We start from the raw sequence: 19,066 nt of genomic DNA, 5'->3' as shown, positions 1-19,066 counted from the left end.
CCCGGCCGGGAAGTGATCAGCGCATGGAATCGACCGTACGGAACCCGTCCCCGGACTCCCCGCACCCCCTGCCCGACCTCCGGCCCCCCGCCGCCGCCGTGGCCCGCCTGCTCGACGGTGTGGCGGACGGGCAGCTCGGGGAGCCGACACCCTGCCCGGACTACACGGTACGGGGGCTGCTCGGCCATCTGACCGGACTGTCGGCGGCCTTCCGGGACGCCGCGCTGAAGAATCTGGGCTCCACCACGGACACCCCGCCCGCCTCCGCCCTGCCGGTACTGGACGACGACTGGCGCACGGTGCTCCCGGAGCACCTCGGGGAACTGGCGACCGCCTGGGCCGCTCCGGAGGCCTGGGAGGGCACCACCCGCGCCGGGGGCATCACCCTGCCCGCCCAGGTCGCGGGCCAGATCGCCCTGAACGAACTGGTCGTCCACGGCTGGGACCTCGCCCGCGCCACCGGGCAGCCCTACAGCCTGCCGGAGGCGAGCCTGCGGGTGGCGTACGAACTCCTGGCCTCGGCCGGCCCCGACGACCCGCTGCGCGGCACCAACTTCGGCCCACCCGTCCCGGTCGCCCCGGACGCCCCGCTGCTCGACCGCGTGGTCGCCGTGAGCGGCCGCGCCCCCGACTGGACCGCGCACTGACCCCGCGCCATTGACCCCTGCCCGGGCGAGGTCTTGACAGCCCATCCCTCCGGAATGAATATTCATTCCGTGCCCCAAGCCTCCGCCGATCTCGCTTCCCGGCTCCTCGACTCCGCCCTGTCCCTCTTCGCCGAACGCACCTACGAGGGAACGCAGATGCCCGCCGTGGCGCACCACGCGCAGGTCGGGGTGGGCAGCATCTACCGCTACTACGCCAGCAAGGAGATCCTCGGCAACGCCGCCTTCCGGCACGCCAAGGGCGGCCTGCTCGCCGGGCTGACCGCGGCCACCGCGCAGCCCACCACCTCCTCCCGGGAGGAGTTCGCACAGATCTGGCAGGGCTTCACCCGCTTCGCCGGGGCCCATCCGGCCGCCTTCGCCTTCCTGGAACACCAGCAGCACGACACCTTCCTCGACACCGAGAGCCGCGCCCTGGCCGCCGAGATCGACACCTTCGCAGCGGACTTCATCGAACGCGGCCAGCGCGCGGGCGAGATCCGTGAGGGCGACGCCCCCGTCCTGGTCGCGCTCGCCCTCGGCGCCTTCGGCGGACTGCTCAAGAGCATCCGCCCCCAGCTCGTCACCGACCTGTCACCCCAGGCCCTGGCGGGCGCCGAGTCGGCCGTCTGGGACCTCCTCCACCGGAAGACGTGAACCATGACCACTCGCGCAGCGGGCAAACGGCATGAAACGCGTTCCAGCGCACCCTCGTCCAGCCCCGTTCTCATCACCGGCTGCTCCTCCGGCATGGGACGCCAGACCGCCCTGGCCCTGCACCGGCTCGGCCACCCCGTCTACGCCACCGCCCGCCGCCCCGGCGATCTCGCGGAACTGGCCGCCGAGGGCATGACCACCCTGGCCCTGGACGTCACCGACGAGGAGTCGATGACAGCCGCGGTGACCCGGGTCGAGCAGGACCACGGCGCGGTCGGCATCCTGGTCAACAACGCCGCCTACGGCCTCCACCTGCCCGTCGAAATCGCCGGCCCCCAGGAGATGAGGGCCCAGTTCGAGACCAATGTCTTCGGCCCGGTCCGTCTCACCCAACTCGTCCTGCCCGCCATGCGCGCCGCCCGCACCGGACGGATCGTCAACATCTCCTCCATGGGCGGACGGTTCTCCCCACCGGGCGGCGGCTTCTACCACTCCACCAAACACGCACTGGAGGCGATCAGCGACTCGCTGCGCCTGGAGGTCGCCCCCTTCGGCGTCAAGGTCGTGGTGGTCCAGCCGGGCCCCACCATCACGGACTTCGCCGGCACCGCCGTCGGCACCATGCACGCCTCCACCACCGGCGACCACCCGTACGACACCTTCCGCGACGAACTGGCCGACCTGTACGCCAACAAGACCTTCACCCGCCGGGGCGGCGCCGTACCCGCCGAAGCCGCGACCAAGGTCATCGTCCGGGCCGCCACCACCCCCCGCCCCCGCGCCCGCTACGCGATCGGAGCCATGGCCCGCACCGTGATGACCGCCCGCCGCCTCCTCCCCGACGCCGCCTTCGACGCCCTGCTGCGCCGCAGCTTCCCCCTCCCGGCCGCACCCCGCTAGCCCACGCGGCGCGCCCGCCCGCCCAGGACCGGCACCGGCACAGACACAGACACAGCGACGGCGACGGCGATGACACGGATCGGTGAAACACTCCGGGCCCGTCCGTACACATTCCTGAGCAAGCATCAGAGAATTCTTGTCGGCATTGCGTACGGCGCCCTAGCCTCGAATCGTCTCGACCGCGAGACGACACTCCAACGGGCCGGAATGGCACACACCCGAACGGATTCCATGGGAATTCACCGGCCACCCCGCCCGGAGCATTCGTGAGCGAGATCCGGAAGGCCGAAACGGCCACCACGTCGGACGAATTCGGCATCGAGGTCGGCGACGAGGATCCGAAGGCCGTCCCCCGGCGGCCTCGAACGCATCTGACGTCCGTCCGGGCCGGGTGCCGGCGCACACACCGCCGGCACCCGGCCCACGTCCGCAAGGAGGACCTGTGCCGAACCCGCCGAGCGATCTGGCGCACGCATTCCATGAGCTGCGCGAGCGCACCACCCGCAAGGCGTCGTCCGCCTGGTTCCGGGAGAAGCGCCAGGAGATCGAGAACCTGACCCCGTACTCCCCCGACCGGGGGCGCGAGCGCCTCGACCACCTGCTGACCACAGCCGTGCGGCGGGTCCCGTACTACCGCGCGCTGCACGGCCGCGAACGGCTGGGCCTGGGCGACTTCCCCCTGACCCGCAAGGAGGATCTGAGCGCGCACGGCCTCGACTTCATCAGCCGCGACGCGACGGGCCTGATGGAGCCCGGCCGCTTCTTCCTCGCCCGGACCAGCGGCAGCACCGGCCAGCCCGTCACCCTGCTGTCCACCGCGGGGACCGGCAGCCTCTCGAACCAGGTGATCCGCGAGCGCTTCAGCGCTCACCTCGGCCTCCCGGACACCGGGACCGTGCTCAACCTGGGGCTGCTCTTCCCCGGCACCCAACTCCTTGAGCCGATGATGCTGCCCCGCCCGTACATCAAGTGCAACCTGCGCGGCTACGACCCCGACGCGCCCGACATCGTCGCCGACTACGAGGCCGTGGTCGGGCGTTTCCCGGTCGACGCGATCACCGGCTCCTCCAGCCGCGTCATCGCCCTGGCCCGGTTCTGCCTGAGCCGGGGCATCACCCTGCGCCCGCACGGCGTCGTCGCCGGCCACGAACACATGCCCGACAGCGGCCGCCGCATCATCGAGGAGGCGTTCGGCACTCCCGTGACCATGCTGTACGCGACGTCGGAGACCGGATACGCCGCCTACGAATGCGGGCGGCGGCGGATGCACTTCCAGGACGACCTCGTCCTGCCCGAGATCGCGCCGGCCGGAGACGGGGCGACCGGAGCCGAGGCGACCGGCGACGAACCGGCCCGCGACCGAGCCACCGGCGACGAACCGACCGGCGACGACGCGGTGGGCGCCGTCGTCCTGACATCCCTGCTCTCCACCCCCATGCCGATCATCCGCTACCTCACGGGCGACCTCGCGCCCCGGCCCACCACCTGCGACTGCGGACTCCCGGGAACGGTGACGGACGCCCTCCAGGGCCGGGCCCGCAGCAGCCTGGTCGGCCTCGACGGAACGCTCTACTCGCCCTACGCGCTGCTCGCCGCGCTGGCCGAGGCCGGCCTGCCGGACTTCCAGGTCGTCCAGCACGAACCGGGCACGCTCGATCTCGTGACCGTCGGACCGGCGGAAGCCGCCGAGGCCTGCGTACGCGATGTGAACAGAAGGCTCGACGCGCACTTCGGCGCCAGGCAGGGCTTCCGCCTGTGCCACCGGCCGCGGCACCCCTTCCGGTTCACCGCGAGCGGCAAGCGCAACCCCGTGGTGCAGCACTTGCCGCTGCCGGACTCTCCCGAACGTTCGGCCTACCTGTAGTGGCCCCCGGTGACACCCTGGTCCTGCGGGCCGAGCCGGTCGGGGAGTCGGTTCCCTTCGCTCACGAGGGGCCGACCAACGGCGGCGGCGTCGTCCTTCCCGGGCAGACCGACATCGTCTCCCGATGGGTGACGAGAGAACAGATGCGGTGCGCCGTGGAACGCGGCGACCCCACGGCCCTGTGGTACTACAGCGGTACCCACCGGGGGAAATCGGTCGAAGCGGCGGCGAAGGCCACGGCCGAGAAGTACGGCGGGCGGACGATGATGATGCTCATCGAAGAGCTGGGCCTGCCCACCCCGTACTACCACGACTACTCCGAAAGGGCCGCCGCCTTCTGGCGCCGCGCCTCCGTGGGATTCTCCGAGGCCGCGCGGGGCGAGGTCCGGATCGTCTTCGGTGACGCCGTCCGGAGGGGAAACACCTGGCAGCGGGTGGAATGCCCGGTCCTCATGGCGAACCCGCACGTCACCGCCGTTCAGTGGGCGCAACCCGGCGGCCTCTTCCGCACGTTCCTGCTCACGGGGCAGACCGATCCCCGTGACCACCTCCCCGACGGAGTCGCCGTACACGAGCCGTCGGCCGCCCATCGCCCGGCCGCCACGGTCGCGTCACCGGGCGGCGACGCCGGCCTCCGTGGACGAGCCACCGACCCCCGTCAGGCCTGACGGCCGGCCGGCTGCGCCAAGGCCGACTGCGCCAAGGCCGGCGGCGACACGGCGGACGGCCCGCCCGAGGCGGCCCCGGCCGCGATCCGGGGCACCCCCACCGTGACCCCGCCCCGCGCCGGCGGACGCTCCGCCCCCCGGATGGCCGACAGGACACCGCCGGACCGATGCCCGGCGGGCGCCGGGAGCCCGAAGTGCCCCCGCAGGGTACGGCTGGAGTACTCGGTACGCAGAACACCGCGGTCCTGAAGCTCGGGCACCACCCGGTCGACGAACTCGTCCAGCCCGCCGGGGGCGTACCGGGGCACCAGGACGAACCCGTCGGCGCCGTCCGACTGGACGTAGTCGTTCATCTGCTCGGCCACCCGGGCGGGCGTGCCGATGAAGGGCCGGCCCGCGGTCAGCTTCATCACCAGCTCCCGGATGCTCAGCTTCCGCTCGGTGGCGAGGGCCCGCCACTTCTCCGCCCGGCGCGAGCGCACCGCGGCGTCGGCCAGCCCCGGCCACCCGGGCGCCGCAGCGTCGGGGTCGGGGTCGATGCCCGGCAGCGGCCCCTCGGGGTCGTACGCCGACAGATCGCGTCCCCAGACCCGCTCCAGATACCAGATGGCGAGCTGAGGGCTCACCGCCCGGCGCTGCGCGAGCACGGCGTTCGCCCTGGCCTCCTCGTCGCAGCCGCCGAGGACGAACGACACCCCGGGCATGATCTTCACATGCCCGGGGTCACGACCGTGGCGCGCCACACGCCGCTTGATGTCCGCGTGGAAGGCCCGGCCGGCCGCCCCCAGATGACGGCTGTAGATCATCTCGGCCGTCGCGGCCGCGAACTCCCGGCCCTGCTCGGAATCCCCCGCCTGGATGGTGAGGGGATGGACCTGCGGGCTGGTCGGGACGGTGAACCGTCCGCCGATGCGGAAATGCGGCCCCTCGTGGCGGAACCGGGCCGCACCGCGCGGCCCCCATCCGCCCCAGAGGGTCCTGGCGACATCGACGAACTCCGCCGCCCTCAGATAGCGGTCCGGGTACGGGAGGTAGCCGCCGCGGCGGAAGTTCTCGCCCGTCCAGGGATCCGGCGTGGTCACGACGTTCCAGCCGCACCGGCCACCGGAGAGGTGATCCAGGGTGGCCAGCTTGCGGGCCACGTCGAAGGGTTCGTTGAAGGTGGTGTTCACGGTGGCGGCCAGCCCTATCCGGTCCGTCACCGACGCCAGCGCCGACAGTACGGTGATCTGGTCCAGCTGACCGGCGACCCCGATGTCGGAGATCCGGCCGCGATGCTCCACCAGGCGCGGGAAGTCGGCGAGGAGGAAGGCGTCGAACCTGCCCCGCTCCGCGGTACGGGCCAGATGGGAGTACGAGGCGAAGTCGACCTGGCTCCCGGCGCGCGCGTCGCGCCAGGCCGTCATCTGGTTGACGGGGAAGAGCGCGGCGAGGTGCACCTGCTTGACGGGTCTGGTCATCGAGGGGGCCGCCTTTCAGGCCGAGAGGACGTTCGGGGCGCTGGCGGGCAGGCCGAGCCGCGCGCGCAGGGTCGTTTCCGCGGACGGGTGCGGGGTCGTCTCCGGGTACGGGCCGAGGGCCGTTTCCGGGTACGGGTACGGGTACGAGTACGGGTACGGGCGGAGCCGGGACCGCTGACGCAGGACCGGGACGACCTCCGCGGTGAACCGGGACAGTGTGGTGGGCAGGAACGCGGGACGCAGATGGAATCCGTCGACGTCCCCGGATTCCCACAGATCACCGAGGAGCCGGGCGAGTTCGCCCGGCGTTCCGGCGAACCCGGCGCGGCGCCGCCCGGCACCCTCGGCGGGACCGCTCCAGTCGGACACGCCGTGGTCGCCGGAGAACAGCACCTCCAGCTCGCCGATGACCCGGGTGTGCGCTCCGACCCGCGCTCGGGCCTCCCGGGCATCCGCCACCTCGACGAGGACCAGGTCGGCCTCGGGCGCGGGGGCCCGGTGCGCGCGCGGGTCGAAGCCGACCGCGAGGACGGGATGGCCCTGCGGCGGCCGCGGTACGTTCGCCGGGCCCTGGACACGGAAATGCTCTCCGGCGTGTTCGACGCGGCGCAGCCTGGACCGGTCCAGGAAGCGCCCGGTGGCCACATCCCTGATCTCCGCACCGTCCTCCCAGCTGTCCCAGAGCTTGATGACCACCTCGGTGAACTCGTCCTGCTCGGCGTGGAGTTCGTCCGCCCCGGCCAGGGGTTCGGGCCCGAAGTGCGCGGCCTCCGCCGCCGTGGCGGCGACACGCGGGCGCCAGCCGGCCCGACCCCGGCTGATGTGGTCGAGCGTGGCCAGTGCCCTGGAGACATGGAAGGGTTCGCAGTAGGTCGTCGTCACCGTGGCCAGCAGGCCGATGGTGCTGGTCAGCGGAGCGATTCCGGCGAGCACGGTCAGCGCGTCCGGGCGCCCCAGGGCGGCGGGGGACCCCTCCGGCAGTGCCATGGAGTCGTCCAGCGTCACGAAATCGAGACCACCGCGTTCGGCCTCCCGCGCGAGCCGTCGCGGGTGCTCGGGATCCAGCGGGTCGCCGGGGAAATGCCGCCGGGAGTCCGGATGGCAGCCGGTCGCGTCGATGGCCATGCCGAGGAACACGCGGGGAACTCCTCTCGAAGAGGGAATCAGGGGGTGGTGGTTGATGGACGGGCGCCCCGTCGGCCGGGGCATGCCACCGGCTCCGCAGCCTAGGCCGGGTGCGCCGGCCGACCGGGCATTCCGGAAGAAGGGCAGCGCATCCGTCCGGGGTGACCCGGGTCATGACACGGATCGGTGAAACGGTCGGGACATGGCCGTGCAGGCAATGGAGCAACCCGCGGAAAGGGCTTGTCGGCCACTTCGGGACACCCCTAGATTCGAATCGTCCCCAACCACCCGAGTGCTGATTCACCGGAATTCCAGCATGCTCGTTCCTCGACAGGGAGAAAGATATGAGCGACATCCAGAAGAACACGCCGGAGACCGCGTCCCAGGAGATCGCCACGGAGGTCGAGGACGAGGACCTGGAGGCGATTTCGGGCGGCCTGGAAATCTTCTGACCGTAATACTCCCCTTGGTCGTGCACCGACGGCACCCGCCGCCGGTGCACGACCATTTCCGTTTCGGGCCTCGGGTACGAGGAACGGCCGTGCCGCCTGGCGGCACGGCCGTTCTGTCGTTCGCGGTCCCCGGGCCCCGAGTGGTGCGGCGCCTACTCGCCGGACGTGGCGGACAGGCCCCTGAGCCCCGCCACGAGTGCCTGGAGGTCGTCGTCCGAGAGATCGGCGGCGTAGGTCTCGTCTTCCTCGTTCATGGTCCTTCTCCTCTGGTGCGCCGGCCTGCCGCGGTTGCGGACGGCCGGGGTACGACGGTGTTCAGCGGTGTTCAGCGCGGTACGGCGGCGTTCAGCGGGGAACGTCCCGCAGGAAGGGGTGGCCGACGCCGGCCACCAGGGAGTCCAGCTCCTCCTCGGTGAGGTCGGCCGCCTCGAACGGCTCCGGGTGGGGCGCCAGAAGCCTGAGGGCGCCGCCCCCGGCGACCGCCTCCCAGGCCCGGAGCTGGGAGTCCAGGGTCGCGGAGGTCACCGGCCGGTCGCGGACCACCTCGATGACGGTGCCCGCCGGCACCTCGATACCGTGTTCGGCGAGCAGGGACCCGGGATCGCGGAGCAGCATCCGCTCCTTGCCGGGATCCGACCAGGTGGCCGCGATCAGCGCGTGGTAGCGCGCCGCGAAATCCCTGCGCTCTGCTTCATCCATCATGCGGACCTTCGCTTTCGGTCAGGGAACGGGGGAGGGGACGGGGGAGGGGGCGACACCGCTCGGAGACGCGGGCTGCGCCCACAGCTGGCGCCGGGCGAGCCGGTGGAACAGCCCACCGGTGTCCGCGAGCAACTCGTCATAGGTGCCGCTCTGGACGATCCGGCCCTGGTCCATGACCAGGATGACGTCCGCGTTGATCACGGTGGAGAGCCGGTGCGCGATGACGATCCGCGTCGCGGCGAGCTGCCGGGTGCTCGCGGTGACGATCTCCTGGGTGTGGTTGTCGAGCGCGCTGGTCGCCTCGTCGAAGAAGAGGACGCGCGGTTTGGAGATCAACGCCCGTGCGATGAGGACGCGCTGCCGCTGGCCGACGGAGAGCGCGCCGCCGCCGAAGGACAGCAGGCTGTTGAGCGCCATGGGCATCCTGCGGATGTCCTCGTCGAGCCCCGCCATGGCGGCCGCCGCCCACACCTGCTCGATGGAGTAGGGCCGGGCACCGCAGATGTTCTCCCGGATGGTGCCGCTGAAGAGCCGCCCGTCCTGGAGGACCACACCGCACTGGCGGCGCAGGGCCCGTACATCGAGCCCGGCGAGGTCCTGCCCGTCGTAGAGCACGGAGCCGCTGCGCGGGCGCTCGAAGCCGAGCAGCAGCCGCAGCAGGGTGGACTTGCCGGAGCCGCTGGGGCCGACGATCGCCACGAACTGGCCGGGCCGGGCGTGCAGCGTCACCTTGTCGAGCACCGGGGTGTCCGTCCCCGGATAGCCGAAGGTCGCGTTGACGATCTCGATCTCGCCGCGCAGCTCCAGCGGCTGGACCTGACCGGGCTCGCGCTCGGTCCGCGCGGTCAGCACCTCGGCGAGGCCGTGCAGACGGGGCAGTACGGCGACGAACTCGGCCCCGCTGGTCACCAGGAGGATCATGGACTGGAGCTGGAGGGCGAAGGCCGCGTTGAGCAGGAAGAAACCGCTCACCGGTACCTGCCCCCGCAAGGGGCCGGCCAGCAGGGCGAAGAGCAACAGCTGTCCGGCGACGGGGACCGTGACGGCGACCGCGGTCAGGGTGCCCTGTACCCGGTGCACCCGTTGCAGCCGGTCCCGGGCCACGACGGTGGCCTGCGCCCAGCGGCTGAACATGGCGTTCTCGGCGGCGGCCAGCCTGATCTTCATGATGCCGCCGAAGATCTCGTTGGTCACCGCGGCGGCGTGATGCTCGGCGGGCAGGGCCTGGCGCTGACGGCGGATCACCACCACACCGAACAGGACCCCCAGGCCGCTGGTCGCCGCCAGCAGGAGCAGGGTGTACAGACCGAGGACGGGGTTGATCGCCAGCGTCAGGCCCAGCCCGGCCACCGCGGTCAGCAGGGCGAGGAAGGTCCTGGTCACCAGGCCGTTCAGGGCCTGGCGGGCGTGGGCGGTGCCCAGCATCTTGCTGGCCAGGACACCACTGGTGGTCTGGGTGAAGAAGTCGGACGGCAGCCGCATCAGCCGGTCCCACAGCGCGAGCTGGATCCCCGACTCCAGCCGGTCCTCCAGCCGCAGCGCGTGCAGATTGAGGAGCGCGGTGAACAGCGCCGCCGCGACGGCGCTCACCAGATACAGCCCGGTGACCCAGGGCAGGTCCCTGGGGCCTTCGGAGGTCAGGGAGCCGAGCACCCGGCCGATGAGGAGCGGGGTGGCCAGGCTCAGCAACGCCACGGCGACTCCCGTGACCAGCATGGAACGCAGCTCCGCCGCGGTGCCGAAGGCGCCCCGGCGCAGCAGTTGCCACAGGCCGGTGCCGGCGGGCAGCGGCAGCTGGGCCAGGGTGGCGTTCCGGCCGAGGGCGCCCGCGCGCCTGCGGTCCACCGGTGCGCGCGCCCGGGTGTGCGGGTCGACCATCCAGTACCGGCCGCGGGCGAACAGCAGCGGCACCGGGATCGCGCCGGCCTCCCCGGCCTCCCCGGCGGCCGCGTCGCCGCCGGCGTCCGGACCCACCGACGGGTCCGGACGCCAGCCGATCAGCGGCCCGGCATTGTTGCGCCACCACTTCGCGGACAGCCGGACCTGACGCAGATGGAGCCCCGAACTCTGGGCGACCGCCCGCAGCTCGTCACCATGACCGCCGGTCACCGGCGCATGAGTGGGCGGCTCGGCCACAGCGACACCCGCGCCCTCGGTCACCACCCGCAAGGTCTCCACCGCCCAGGCCCGCGCGTCCTGGGCGCCGTCGGCCCCGAGCCGCCCGCCGCGGTCGCTGTTCGAGCCGAGCACGCCCAGGGCCCGCCGCGCGCTCGTCGCCACCATCTGTTCGGCGGCGCGCTTGCGGATGTCCAGGGCGCGCAGAAACGCGCTGTCGGCCGCCAGAGCGCGGGCGCCGAGCGACCGCACCAGATGGGCCATCTGCTGGTCGACCGCTTCGAAGAGGGCCCCGGAGCGCAGCAGGTCCGGAGTGTTCAGCAGCTCGATCACACAGTCCGACTCCGCACGCGTCCAGTCCTGGAGACCGAGGAAGAGCGCCTCGCGCCCGGCGCTCACCAGGTGGCCGTCCAGACCGTTCTTGCTCATGCGGCCGTCCGCCAACCGGATCCAGCACGGCCGCCCGCCGCCGACGACCGTACGGCCGCGAGCGAGCGGGACGATCCGCCGGGAACGCAGGACCTCGGCGTCGCGCGGGGCGGCGGTGGTGCGTACGGCGTCCGATACGGCCTGGAGCGCCCGGTCGAGGGCGTCGCTGATCACATCGGCGATCCGGTCGTCACGACCGGCCGGCCCACCGCCGTCCGGCTCCCCGGGCCTGCCCCCGTCCGGCTCCCCGGGCCGGACCCGGCGCACCAGCCGGGAGAGCCGGTCGTGGTCGATGTCCCGCAGACGCCCGCCGGGCAGCGGCACCACGGTGAGCTGCCACTCGCCGGTCGCCGTCGAGGACGGAATCGCACTGTGGACGGGGCACCGCGCGACGAAGTGCTGCCGGGAGGCGTCGCCGTCCGCCACGAGACGGCTCGCGAAGATGTCCGCCGGCGCGCCCTCGACCAGGTGGACGGTGTGCCGCCCGTCGATGCGACGGGTCGCGGTGGAGGCGGGGGCCGCCAGCCCGGCGAGCAGCTCCCACTCCTCGGACACGACCGTGGTGCCGCTCATGTGTTCTCCCCCGCGGCCTTCGCCTGGTGCCGGATGAGTGCCGCGTACGAACCGTCGCGTTCCATCAGTACGTCGTGCGTCCCGCGTTCGACCTCCCGCCCGTGCCGCAGTACGACGATCTGGTCGCAGTCGCGGATGGTGGACAGCCGGTGGGCCACGATGAGACAGGTGGCGCCGCGCCGGCGCAGGTTGGAGTCGATCAGCCGCTCCGTCTCGGTGTCCAGGGCACTGGTCGCCTCGTCCAGGATGAGCAGCCGGGGGTTACGGACCAGGGCGCGGGCGATCTCCAGACGCTGGCGCTGGCCGCCGGAGAAGTTCCGTCCGCCCTCGTGCACCGGGCTGGCCAGACCACCGGGCCGGGCGGCCACCTCCTGATGGATACAGGCGTCCTTGAGCGCCTGCACGACATCCTCGTCGGGGACCGTCGGATCCCACAGGGTGATGTTGTCCCGGACCGTACCCTCGAACATGATTCTGTCCTGGTCGACCATCGCCATGGTCGCGGCCCACAGCCCGGGGTCGAGCGTGTGCGACTCGCGCCCGTCGACGGTGATCCGCCCGCTCCAGGGCTGGTGCAGCCCGGCGAGGAGCCGGCCCACGGTGGACTTCCCGCTGCCGGAGCCGCCGACGAGCGCGATCCGCGCCCCGGGGGGCAGCTCCAGCGAGAAGTCCTGCAGGAGAGGAGGAACCAGCGGGTTGTGGCCGAAGGTGACCCGGTCGAGCACCACATGGCCCTCCAGCGGCGCGGGCGCGGCACAGGCGGCGGGTGCGGGCGGCAGCGGATAGCGCTCCACGTCCTGAAGACGCTGGAGATCCGCGCCGATCTCCTCCACCTGGGCACTGACCGTGGTGAGACTGGTGACGGGCCGGTTCATCGCGACGGCCAGGCCCTGCATGGCGACCAGCACTCCGACGGTCAGGGTGCCCGTCAGCACCAGATGACTGCCCACGGCGATCAGCACCGCGGTGTTCAGCGCGGCCAGCAGCGCGGGCACCGCCGCCACCACGGCGGCGGGCACGCCCGCCCGCTGCTGCCCCGTGGTCACCGCCGCCTGCCGCGCGGCGAACTGCTGGTAGCTCAACTCCTCCTGCCCACTGGCCTTCACGGTCTCGATCATCGAGATGGTGGTGTGGACCGTGGCGAAGAGCCGCCCGCGCTCGGCCTGCAGACCCGCGAACGCGGTCGCGCGGATGGCCGACAGCCAGCGCAGCACCACCACATTGAGCCCGGAGAAGAACAACGCGCACACCCCCAGCACCAGGTCGTACTGGCACAGCAGCGCGGCATAGGACAGAGCCAGCGCCATGTCCACCGCGGTGGACGCCAGACGCCGGGTGAAGAGGTCGGCCACCATGTCGTTGGTACGGACCCGCCGCGCCAGATCGGCCGCCATCCGCTGGTTGAAGAAGCCCAGCGGCAACCGGAGCATGTGCCGCACCAGACGGGCCGCGCTGCCGAGCGCCACCGCGGTCTCGGCACGCACCAGCAGCCGCTGCTGGAGCCATGCGGCCACAAAGGTGATCACCGTGGCCACGGCCATCGCCACGACCAGCGCGACAGAGGTGGCCGACTCCGAGCCGAGCAGCACACGGTCGACGAAGACCCGGGTGAGAGCGGGCACCGCGATGCCCACCAGAGCGACGAGAAGCCCGAGGATCGCGGTCTGCGGCACGACCGAACCGAGGTTGCGCCACCGCTCACGCAAGGTACGGACCAGGCTGAACGGCTGCCCCCCGCGCTCGAACCCCGGACCCGGCTCCACCGCGATCAGAATGCCCGTATACGCCTCGTCGAACTCGTCCCAGCTCACCGTACGGGGACCGGTGGCCGGATCGTTCAGCCCCACCCTGCGCCCCAGACCCTCCAGCACCAGGAAATGCTCGAAATTCCAGTACAGAATGGCCGGCAGCCGCACCGAGCCCAGGTCCGCGACCGGACTCTGCCGCCCGCGCGCACTCAGCCCGTACCGCCGCGCCGCCTTGGCGACACTCGCGGCCGTGGACCCGTCCCGGCTCACCCCGCAGGCCTGCCTCAGCTCTTCGAGCGGGACATGACGCCCGTAGTGGGCCAGAACGATCCCCAGCGAGGCCGCCCCGCACTCGGTGGCCTCCATCTGGATCACCGTGGGGGTACGCACCCGCTTGGCGGCCGGGCGGCCCGGGGCCCGCCTGCGGAAGGCCGTCCCGGGCAGGGCAGGGCTCATCGCTTCACCAACCAGTCCAGCGGGCGCTCCCGGGCCACGGTCAGGGTCGCCGTCACCGCGCTCTGCGCGTTCAGCTCGAAGGACGGCGCGGAGCGCGACCACTTCAGACCACTCGGGGACGCGGCGTCAGGGGTGAGGCGCACCGTCACGGCGACCACCGAACCGGAACTGAGGAACGGCGTCACATCGCGGTCCGCACCGAGGAGGGCATGCAGCGACTCCTCCGTCTCCGGCACCGAGCCGACGGCCGAGACCGTCCCGGACAGCGTGCCGAAGACATTCACCGGCGCCACCGCCGCCGACAGCCGTACCGGCATGCCGACACGGAGCAGCGGGGCATGCGCCACCGGGACATAGACCATCGCCTCCAACGGGTCACCGGGCGTCTCCAACCGCTCCAGCACGGCCACCTTGCTCCCGGGCAGCAGCATCTCCCCCTCGGAGATCCGCACACTGACCACATGCGCGGTCCACGGCGCCGTGACCGTCTCCGTCACACCGTTCCGGCCGACCAGCGTGTAGAGCGGCTGCTTCCGGCCGACCCGCTGGTTCGGGGCCACCAGAACCGACGCCACCTGCCCCTGCCGCGCGGCGTCCAGGGTCACGGCCCCCGCGGCATGGGTGAGCACCCCGGGGGCGTCAACGGTCTTCGGTACGGTGGCGAACGCCGACCAGACACCGAGGGAGACCACCACGACCAGCAGCGCCACCGTCGTCAGCCAGGTGTGCATGGAGGTCAGCCGGGCGACCTCGTCGAGTTGCTCGGGCGATTCGAGCTTTCGAAGGGCCTGCTTGCGGAATCTCAAGGCTGCTCCTCGCAGTCGGGCGGGCAGGAACCGAGGGTGAACTCGGCGATGGCGGGCTCGACCAGCGTGTCCAGTCCCGACAGCGCGGCGAACGACGCGACGTCCCCCGCCCCCAGCGCGCAGGGCGCCAGACCCATGTCGGTGGCGACCAGGTACATCCACGCGGTCAGGATTCCGGCGTCCTTGAGCGCCAGGGCGTACGGAATGCCTTCGTACCTCCACATCAGACGCCCGATCCGCGCGGTGATCACGAACAGCACCTGGGGCGGGGCCGGCATGGCGGCCGTGGCCCGCGCGAACGACAGCATCTTCGCGGTCTCGGGCCCCGTGGCGGCGACGGCCGCCAGCCGGTGCCGCGCCGAGTCGTAGTGGTAGAGCCCGCTCTCCAGCCCGGCACAGCGCGAGACCAGCGGATAGATCTCCAGCTCGCCGAGCCCACCCGCCCCCGGGTACGGGCGCCTGCCGCCCTCCGGGCCCGCCGCGCCACCGTCGGCGGCGGGGCCCAGCCGCTGGACCCGGTACAGGAACTCGGCCAGCCCGGCCGCCGTGATCGGCCGCTCGTCGTCATGGCGGCGGATACTGCGGCGGCGCGCCATGACACCGGCCAGCGAAGCCGGTGCCACTCCGGCCGGCTGCGGCGCGGGCCGGGGCAGCGCGACCGTCCGACGCCCGCCGGGCCACGCGGGCCCGGACTCCTCCTCCGGCCCGGGCCCCGGCTCCGGCTCCGGCTCCAGGACGCCGCGGAAGCGATGCGTGGCACCGATCGGCGCCGCGTGGTGCTGGGGCCGCGTCCGGTCGTGCAGCCACAGCTCCTCCGGGGACCACAGACCCATCGGCGCGGTCCCGACCTCCGCCTCGGCCTCCTCGGACGTCACCAGCACCCGGGCGGAGAGCAGCTCGTCGAGCACATACCCGGCGATGGACTCGTCCACCTCCAGAGCCTTGGCCACGTCCAGCCGGCCGACCCCGTCCGCGGCGGCCGCCACCAGAACGGCGCCCAGCTGAGGGTGGGTACAGCCGATGGCGACGGTGCTCAGCGGCGAATGGGCCAGCATCCGGCCCCGATCGGTGCGCAGCACCGCGAAACGGGACAGCCGGTGGACCACTCCGTCGCCGTGCGGCCGCCGGACGGGGCTGCTCCGCGCCCCGATCCCCCGGGGCACCACATCCAGCAGGGCCCGCGCCCCGGCGGAGACACGGCGCTCCAGCCAGCAGTGCGACAGCAGACGGCGTACCAGGACATGAGCCGGAAGGAGCTGGCTGTCGCCCTCCGGGCCCGCGACGAGCCGGGCCATCTGGAGGTCGCTCAGCCAGCCCTCGGCCATCCGCAGCAGAAGTGCGCGCCGGCCCGCCTCCGGGTCCGCGAGACGCAGCCGGTACCGGGACTGCTCCAGCACCAGCGACCCGCCCGGCTCCTGGGTCAACCGTGCGTCCGAGCGCAGCCGATAGCTCTCGACCTTGCCGGCGCCCGGGAACGGGGACGTGTGTGTCATCGGATTTCACGATCCTGGTACGGGGACGGGCGGGTGGGCCGATCGGGGTGTGCGGCGCGCGGCGGCAGGAGGGGCCGGCCATCGGCCCCGCGGTGTCCGTGCGGGGGCCGGCCGCCAACGACCGTAGGACGGCCGGGCCCGGTCCTCGGCGAATGGATCGATCCCGTGCCCGACACCGCGGCGACCGTGGCACGAAACCGTGTCATCGGCCTGCTCATCCGTTCTCGACGACGACGGATTCCTCGACCCAGGGCGCCCCGCAACTGCTCGCCAGCAGCTCCACGGCCAGCTCCCGCCCGTGGTTCTCGGCAGCCGCACGGAAGGCACTCGCCAGCAGCTCCACCAACCCCTGGGTGAAGGCGCCGGTGCTGTCGTCGTCGATCCCCGCGACCGCGTTCCGCTGGTGGCCGGGAAGGCCGAGCGAGAGGATGTCGGAGCCGACGACCCTGACGAGCTCGGCCGCCGTGCCGTCGATCCGGTCCAGCAGCCTCGCCAGACACTGCAACGTGACCGCTGCGGGGACCCCGGCCCGGACAAGGTCGAGAGCAGGACGCAGAACGCCCGGCCGGGCGATGCGCACGGCGCCCTCCTCGTCCCAGCCGACCACGCCGTGCCGGTTGAGCGAGTGGAAGACACCGGGCCGTTCCCGGATCATGCGCTGGAGGGCGGCCGTGAGCTTCGCCCGGTCGTCGTCACGGCCCTCCGCACCGAGGATGGCGCCGATCGACACCAGGTTGAAGCCCTGCCGCTGCAGCGAGACGATGTGTTCCAGCCGGCGCACATGTGTGTCGTCGTAGTAGCCGACCCGCCCCCTGCGGACCGGCGGCTGCAACAGCTTGCGCGACTGATGCGCCCGGACGTTCCTCGGCGACATGCCGACGATCCGCGAGAGTTCCTCCACGGTGTACCGGGCGGCCGGACGATCCGGGCTCGTCAGGGTCAGGGGGCTCGATGTCATGGTGTGTCCTTCCGAGGGCCGTCACCGGGGCCATGAGGGCGGTGCCGCCGTGCTGATCTGTTAGGAGATGGGCGCACCGCGCCGCGAAAGGGCGTGCGGTGTGTCCGGGGGAAGGGCCGTGCCGCGACACGGCACCGAAGGGTGTACGGGCCGGGCCCGCACCCGGCGGCACGGCCCGGCCCGTCCGGCCGGCGGAACCGCACCACCCTGCTTCCGCCGCGAAGATCACGGCGTCCCCGCCGCCCCCGGTCACCGTGCGTGCGATGCGGCGGTACGTCTGCTTCAGGCGCGGAGAGCCGACCGGGCACTCGCTGTGGCAGAGGAGTTCCAGCAGGAGCCGTCCGAGCGCGGCGCCGTCACGACTCCCGCGAACCCGGCAGCCGCCTTCCGTTTTCTCAATTCGCTCTCACTCTCCCGTGGTTCGACACCACGTCCACCTGCGGTCCACGCCGCCCGGAAAGAGAGAACAACCGCCCCCGGGGTTGCCTCCACTACCCCACCGACCCGCACCCACCCAGGCGCCCTCACCGCCCGGACCACGCCGTGCACGCTGGCCGGGACAGACCCCCGTCTCCCATCGGCGAACACCACCCCGAGCGGGCGCAACGCCCATGACCGCCCCGTCACCTGACGACGGCCACCACCCGCACGGTCGCGCACCCGGCTGACAACCTGACGATGCATTCGCTGCCTGGTAGGGGCCGGTGTCGGGTCGGAGGACCCGATCATGCCGCCCGCACAACGGGAGGCCTTCACCGCCGAGGTGATGGGCGATCCGGCGGCGGAAACCGAACGATTGACCAATCGGACGCGCCGAACTCGGCTTCGCGACCCCACCGAGATCGCACTCGTCGTGGACGACCTGGCCCGCGCCCGGCTGCTCACCCTCGACGACGACACCGTCGACCTCGCCCACGAGGCCCTGATCACCGCCTGGGTGAGGGCCGACCGCGCCCGGCTGAGGGCCCACCGGCTGCTCACCGAGGCCGAGGCCCGCCGGGTCGCGAAGGTCGCCGAGGGCCTGCGCCACAGCGATCCACGCCTGGCTGTACGGCTGTCCATCGCCGCCTGGCGGATCGCCGACGCCACCGAGACCCGCCCCGCGCTGCTGGGCGCCGTGACCCAGCCCGAACGGAACACCCTGGAGATACCCGGGATCGGATCCGATGCGGGCTCGCGCCATCTGACGTCCGACGGGCGGAGCCTGGTGGTCGTGGAGCCCGCCCGGATCGAACGCTGGGACCTGCGCACCTCCGGCTGCGAACGGGACAGCTCATCCCCGGGCGTACGGCTGGCCTCAGCTCAGATGCTCACGAGGGCCTGGCGATGAGCTCGCACTTGAGGTCCCTGAGGTTCCCGTCATCGAGACAGACCCTGATGTACGCGGCGCCGCCGCGTACATCCGCAGAAACAGTGAAGTCGTATGACTTGGTGTTGCCACAGGCATACGGGCGGCCGACTCCGCCGCTGAGAATGTCTTTGTTCCCCTTCAGGGTGTAGACATACGTGGTCCGGCAGGTGGCATCACTGGCCGCCGATACGGACTTGTTCTTCCCGACGACTCGGACCGAGCGGTTGTTCCACGTGACGGTTCCCTCACTCCATGTGGCCCCGTACTCGATGCGGAAAGGGCTGGTGGGATTGGCGAGTGCGGCGGCATCGGCGGTTGCCGAACTCGGAGCTAGCACAGCCGCAGCGGTCAGGGTCAGGGCCGCCAGACAGCCGTACTGTGATTTGCGCATGATTCCCCCAGTTGTCGATCCGGCGGGATGAAGAGTCCCGCCCCGCCGCAGTGCACGGCGTGCGGTGAGCCTTGTCCAGCGCCGGATAGTGCAATTCAGCTTACACAGTGTCACTCAATGCGCACGGAGAGTCCATAGTCGACCCGATCCCCGGCAGTGACACCGCCCGAGCATCGCGTTGCCGGGTGGTGGCGGGTGGGCAGTCTGTTCGGCGGTGCTGTTTCGGCTTGTGTGTGGTGTGGGGTGGTGCTTCCTGGTGGTGGCGTGTTCTGTG

The 19,066-nt window shown here is 72.1% G+C and carries 15 protein-coding genes; 6 read left to right on the top strand and 9 right to left on the bottom strand.

All coding sequences use genetic code 11. The features are described 5' to 3' along the window. Positions 1–23 precede the first annotated feature (23 nt). From ABT354_RS24050 to ABT354_RS24030, 5 genes are all read left to right on the top strand, one after another. Positions 24–647 carry a TIGR03086 family metal-binding protein gene (locus ABT354_RS24050; protein ID WP_351497176.1) on the top strand — a complete coding sequence of 208 codons (624 nt, stop codon included), beginning with the start codon at positions 24–26 and terminating at the stop codon, positions 645–647. A 69-nt stretch (positions 648–716) separates the two neighbouring features. Further along, positions 717–1,301: a TetR/AcrR family transcriptional regulator gene (locus ABT354_RS24045; protein WP_351497174.1), complete on the top strand. Its 585-nt coding sequence runs from the start codon at positions 717–719 to the stop codon at positions 1,299–1,301. Between the two features lie 3 nt (positions 1,302–1,304). Continuing rightward, complete coding sequence (locus tag ABT354_RS24040; RefSeq protein ID WP_351497172.1) at positions 1,305–2,201, top strand: SDR family NAD(P)-dependent oxidoreductase; 897 nt, start codon at positions 1,305–1,307, stop codon at positions 2,199–2,201. A 442-nt stretch (positions 2,202–2,643) separates the two neighbouring features. Further along, positions 2,644–4,065 (top strand): phenylacetate--CoA ligase family protein, encoded by a 1,422-nt coding sequence (locus ABT354_RS24035; RefSeq protein ID WP_351497170.1) that lies wholly within the window; start codon positions 2,644–2,646, stop codon positions 4,063–4,065. Continuing rightward, positions 4,065–4,733, top strand: a complete 669-nt coding sequence (locus ABT354_RS24030; RefSeq protein WP_351497168.1) for a hypothetical protein — start codon at positions 4,065–4,067, stop codon at positions 4,731–4,733. Before ABT354_RS24035 ends, ABT354_RS24030 begins: the two co-directional genes overlap by 1 nt. On the opposite strand, the gene ABT354_RS24025 is transcribed toward ABT354_RS24030, so the two are convergent. From ABT354_RS24025 to ABT354_RS23990, 8 genes are all read right to left on the bottom strand, one after another. Continuing rightward, positions 4,724–6,193, bottom strand: a complete 1,470-nt coding sequence (locus tag ABT354_RS24025; RefSeq protein WP_351497166.1) for an NtaA/DmoA family FMN-dependent monooxygenase — start codon at positions 6,191–6,193, stop codon at positions 4,724–4,726. The two genes, ABT354_RS24030 and ABT354_RS24025, sit on opposite strands and share 10 nt — an antisense overlap. Positions 6,194–6,208: 15 nt before the next feature. After that, entirely contained in the window at positions 6,209–7,330 is a 1,122-nt protein-coding gene (locus tag ABT354_RS24020; protein WP_351497164.1) for an LLM class flavin-dependent oxidoreductase, read from the bottom strand. 785 nt (positions 7,331–8,115) lie between these two features. Then, the gene (locus ABT354_RS24015) at positions 8,116–8,472 is read right to left on the bottom strand and encodes a hypothetical protein (protein WP_351497162.1); all 357 of its coding nucleotides are present in this window, start codon (positions 8,470–8,472) and stop codon (positions 8,116–8,118) included. A gap of 18 nt (positions 8,473–8,490) precedes the next feature. After that, the gene (locus tag ABT354_RS24010) at positions 8,491–11,589 is read right to left on the bottom strand and encodes an ATP-binding cassette domain-containing protein (RefSeq protein ID WP_351497160.1); all 3,099 of its coding nucleotides are present in this window, start codon (positions 11,587–11,589) and stop codon (positions 8,491–8,493) included. Next, positions 11,586–13,793, bottom strand: a complete 2,208-nt coding sequence (locus tag ABT354_RS24005; protein ID WP_351497158.1) for an NHLP family bacteriocin export ABC transporter peptidase/permease/ATPase subunit — start codon at positions 13,791–13,793, stop codon at positions 11,586–11,588. The genes ABT354_RS24010 and ABT354_RS24005 overlap by 4 nt, the downstream gene beginning before the upstream one ends. Then, the gene (locus ABT354_RS24000) at positions 13,790–14,599 is read right to left on the bottom strand and encodes an HlyD family efflux transporter periplasmic adaptor subunit (protein ID WP_351497156.1); all 810 of its coding nucleotides are present in this window, start codon (positions 14,597–14,599) and stop codon (positions 13,790–13,792) included. Before ABT354_RS24000 ends, ABT354_RS24005 begins: the two co-directional genes overlap by 4 nt. Next, the gene (locus ABT354_RS23995) at positions 14,596–16,092 is read right to left on the bottom strand and encodes a SagB family peptide dehydrogenase (RefSeq protein ID WP_351497154.1); all 1,497 of its coding nucleotides are present in this window, start codon (positions 16,090–16,092) and stop codon (positions 14,596–14,598) included. Before ABT354_RS23995 ends, ABT354_RS24000 begins: the two co-directional genes overlap by 4 nt. A gap of 214 nt (positions 16,093–16,306) precedes the next feature. Beyond that, positions 16,307–17,050: a MerR family transcriptional regulator gene (locus tag ABT354_RS23990; RefSeq protein WP_351497152.1), complete on the bottom strand. Its 744-nt coding sequence runs from the start codon at positions 17,048–17,050 to the stop codon at positions 16,307–16,309. 727 nt (positions 17,051–17,777) lie between these two features. Here ABT354_RS23990 and ABT354_RS23985 point away from each other — a divergent pair. Continuing rightward, positions 17,778–18,380 (top strand): nSTAND1 domain-containing NTPase, encoded by a 603-nt coding sequence (locus ABT354_RS23985; protein ID WP_351497150.1) that lies wholly within the window; start codon positions 17,778–17,780, stop codon positions 18,378–18,380. Here ABT354_RS23985 and ABT354_RS23980 read toward each other — a convergent pair. After that, entirely contained in the window at positions 18,361–18,792 is a 432-nt protein-coding gene (locus ABT354_RS23980; protein WP_351497148.1) for a hypothetical protein, read from the bottom strand. The two genes, ABT354_RS23985 and ABT354_RS23980, sit on opposite strands and share 20 nt — an antisense overlap. Between the last annotated feature and the right edge of the window lie 274 nt (positions 18,793–19,066).

Origin of the sequence: Streptomyces sp. NPDC000594 (assembly GCF_040299965.1) — a bacterium.
Lineage (GTDB): Bacteria > Actinomycetota > Actinomycetes > Streptomycetales > Streptomycetaceae > Streptomyces.
Note: the sequence above shows the minus strand (reverse complement) of the source record. Positions and strands in the feature narration are given on the sequence as shown.

Bases quoted from the DNA above. Each gene is read 5' to 3' on its own strand.
- ABT354_RS23980 (WP_351497148.1), bottom strand. From the start codon at position 18,792: ATGCGCAAATCACAGTACGGCTGTCTGGCGGCCCTGACCCTGACCGCT.
- ABT354_RS23990 (WP_351497152.1), bottom strand. From the start codon at position 17,050: ATGACATCGAGCCCCCTGACCCTGACGAGCCCGGATCGTCCGGCCGCC.
- ABT354_RS24025 (WP_351497166.1), bottom strand. From the start codon at position 6,193: ATGACCAGACCCGTCAAGCAGGTGCACCTCGCCGCGCTCTTCCCCGTC.
- ABT354_RS24040 (WP_351497172.1), top strand. From the start codon at position 1,305: ATGACCACTCGCGCAGCGGGCAAACGGCATGAAACGCGTTCCAGCGCA.
- ABT354_RS24050 (WP_351497176.1), top strand. From the start codon at position 24: ATGGAATCGACCGTACGGAACCCGTCCCCGGACTCCCCGCACCCCCTG.
- ABT354_RS24015 (WP_351497162.1), bottom strand. From the start codon at position 8,472: ATGATGGATGAAGCAGAGCGCAGGGATTTCGCGGCGCGCTACCACGCG.
- ABT354_RS24010 (WP_351497160.1), bottom strand. From the start codon at position 11,589: ATGAGCGGCACCACGGTCGTGTCCGAGGAGTGGGAGCTGCTCGCCGGG.
- ABT354_RS23995 (WP_351497154.1), bottom strand. From the start codon at position 16,092: ATGACACACACGTCCCCGTTCCCGGGCGCCGGCAAGGTCGAGAGCTAT.
- ABT354_RS24005 (WP_351497158.1), bottom strand. From the start codon at position 13,793: ATGAGCCCTGCCCTGCCCGGGACGGCCTTCCGCAGGCGGGCCCCGGGC.
- ABT354_RS23985 (WP_351497150.1), top strand. From the start codon at position 17,778: ATGCCGCCCGCACAACGGGAGGCCTTCACCGCCGAGGTGATGGGCGAT.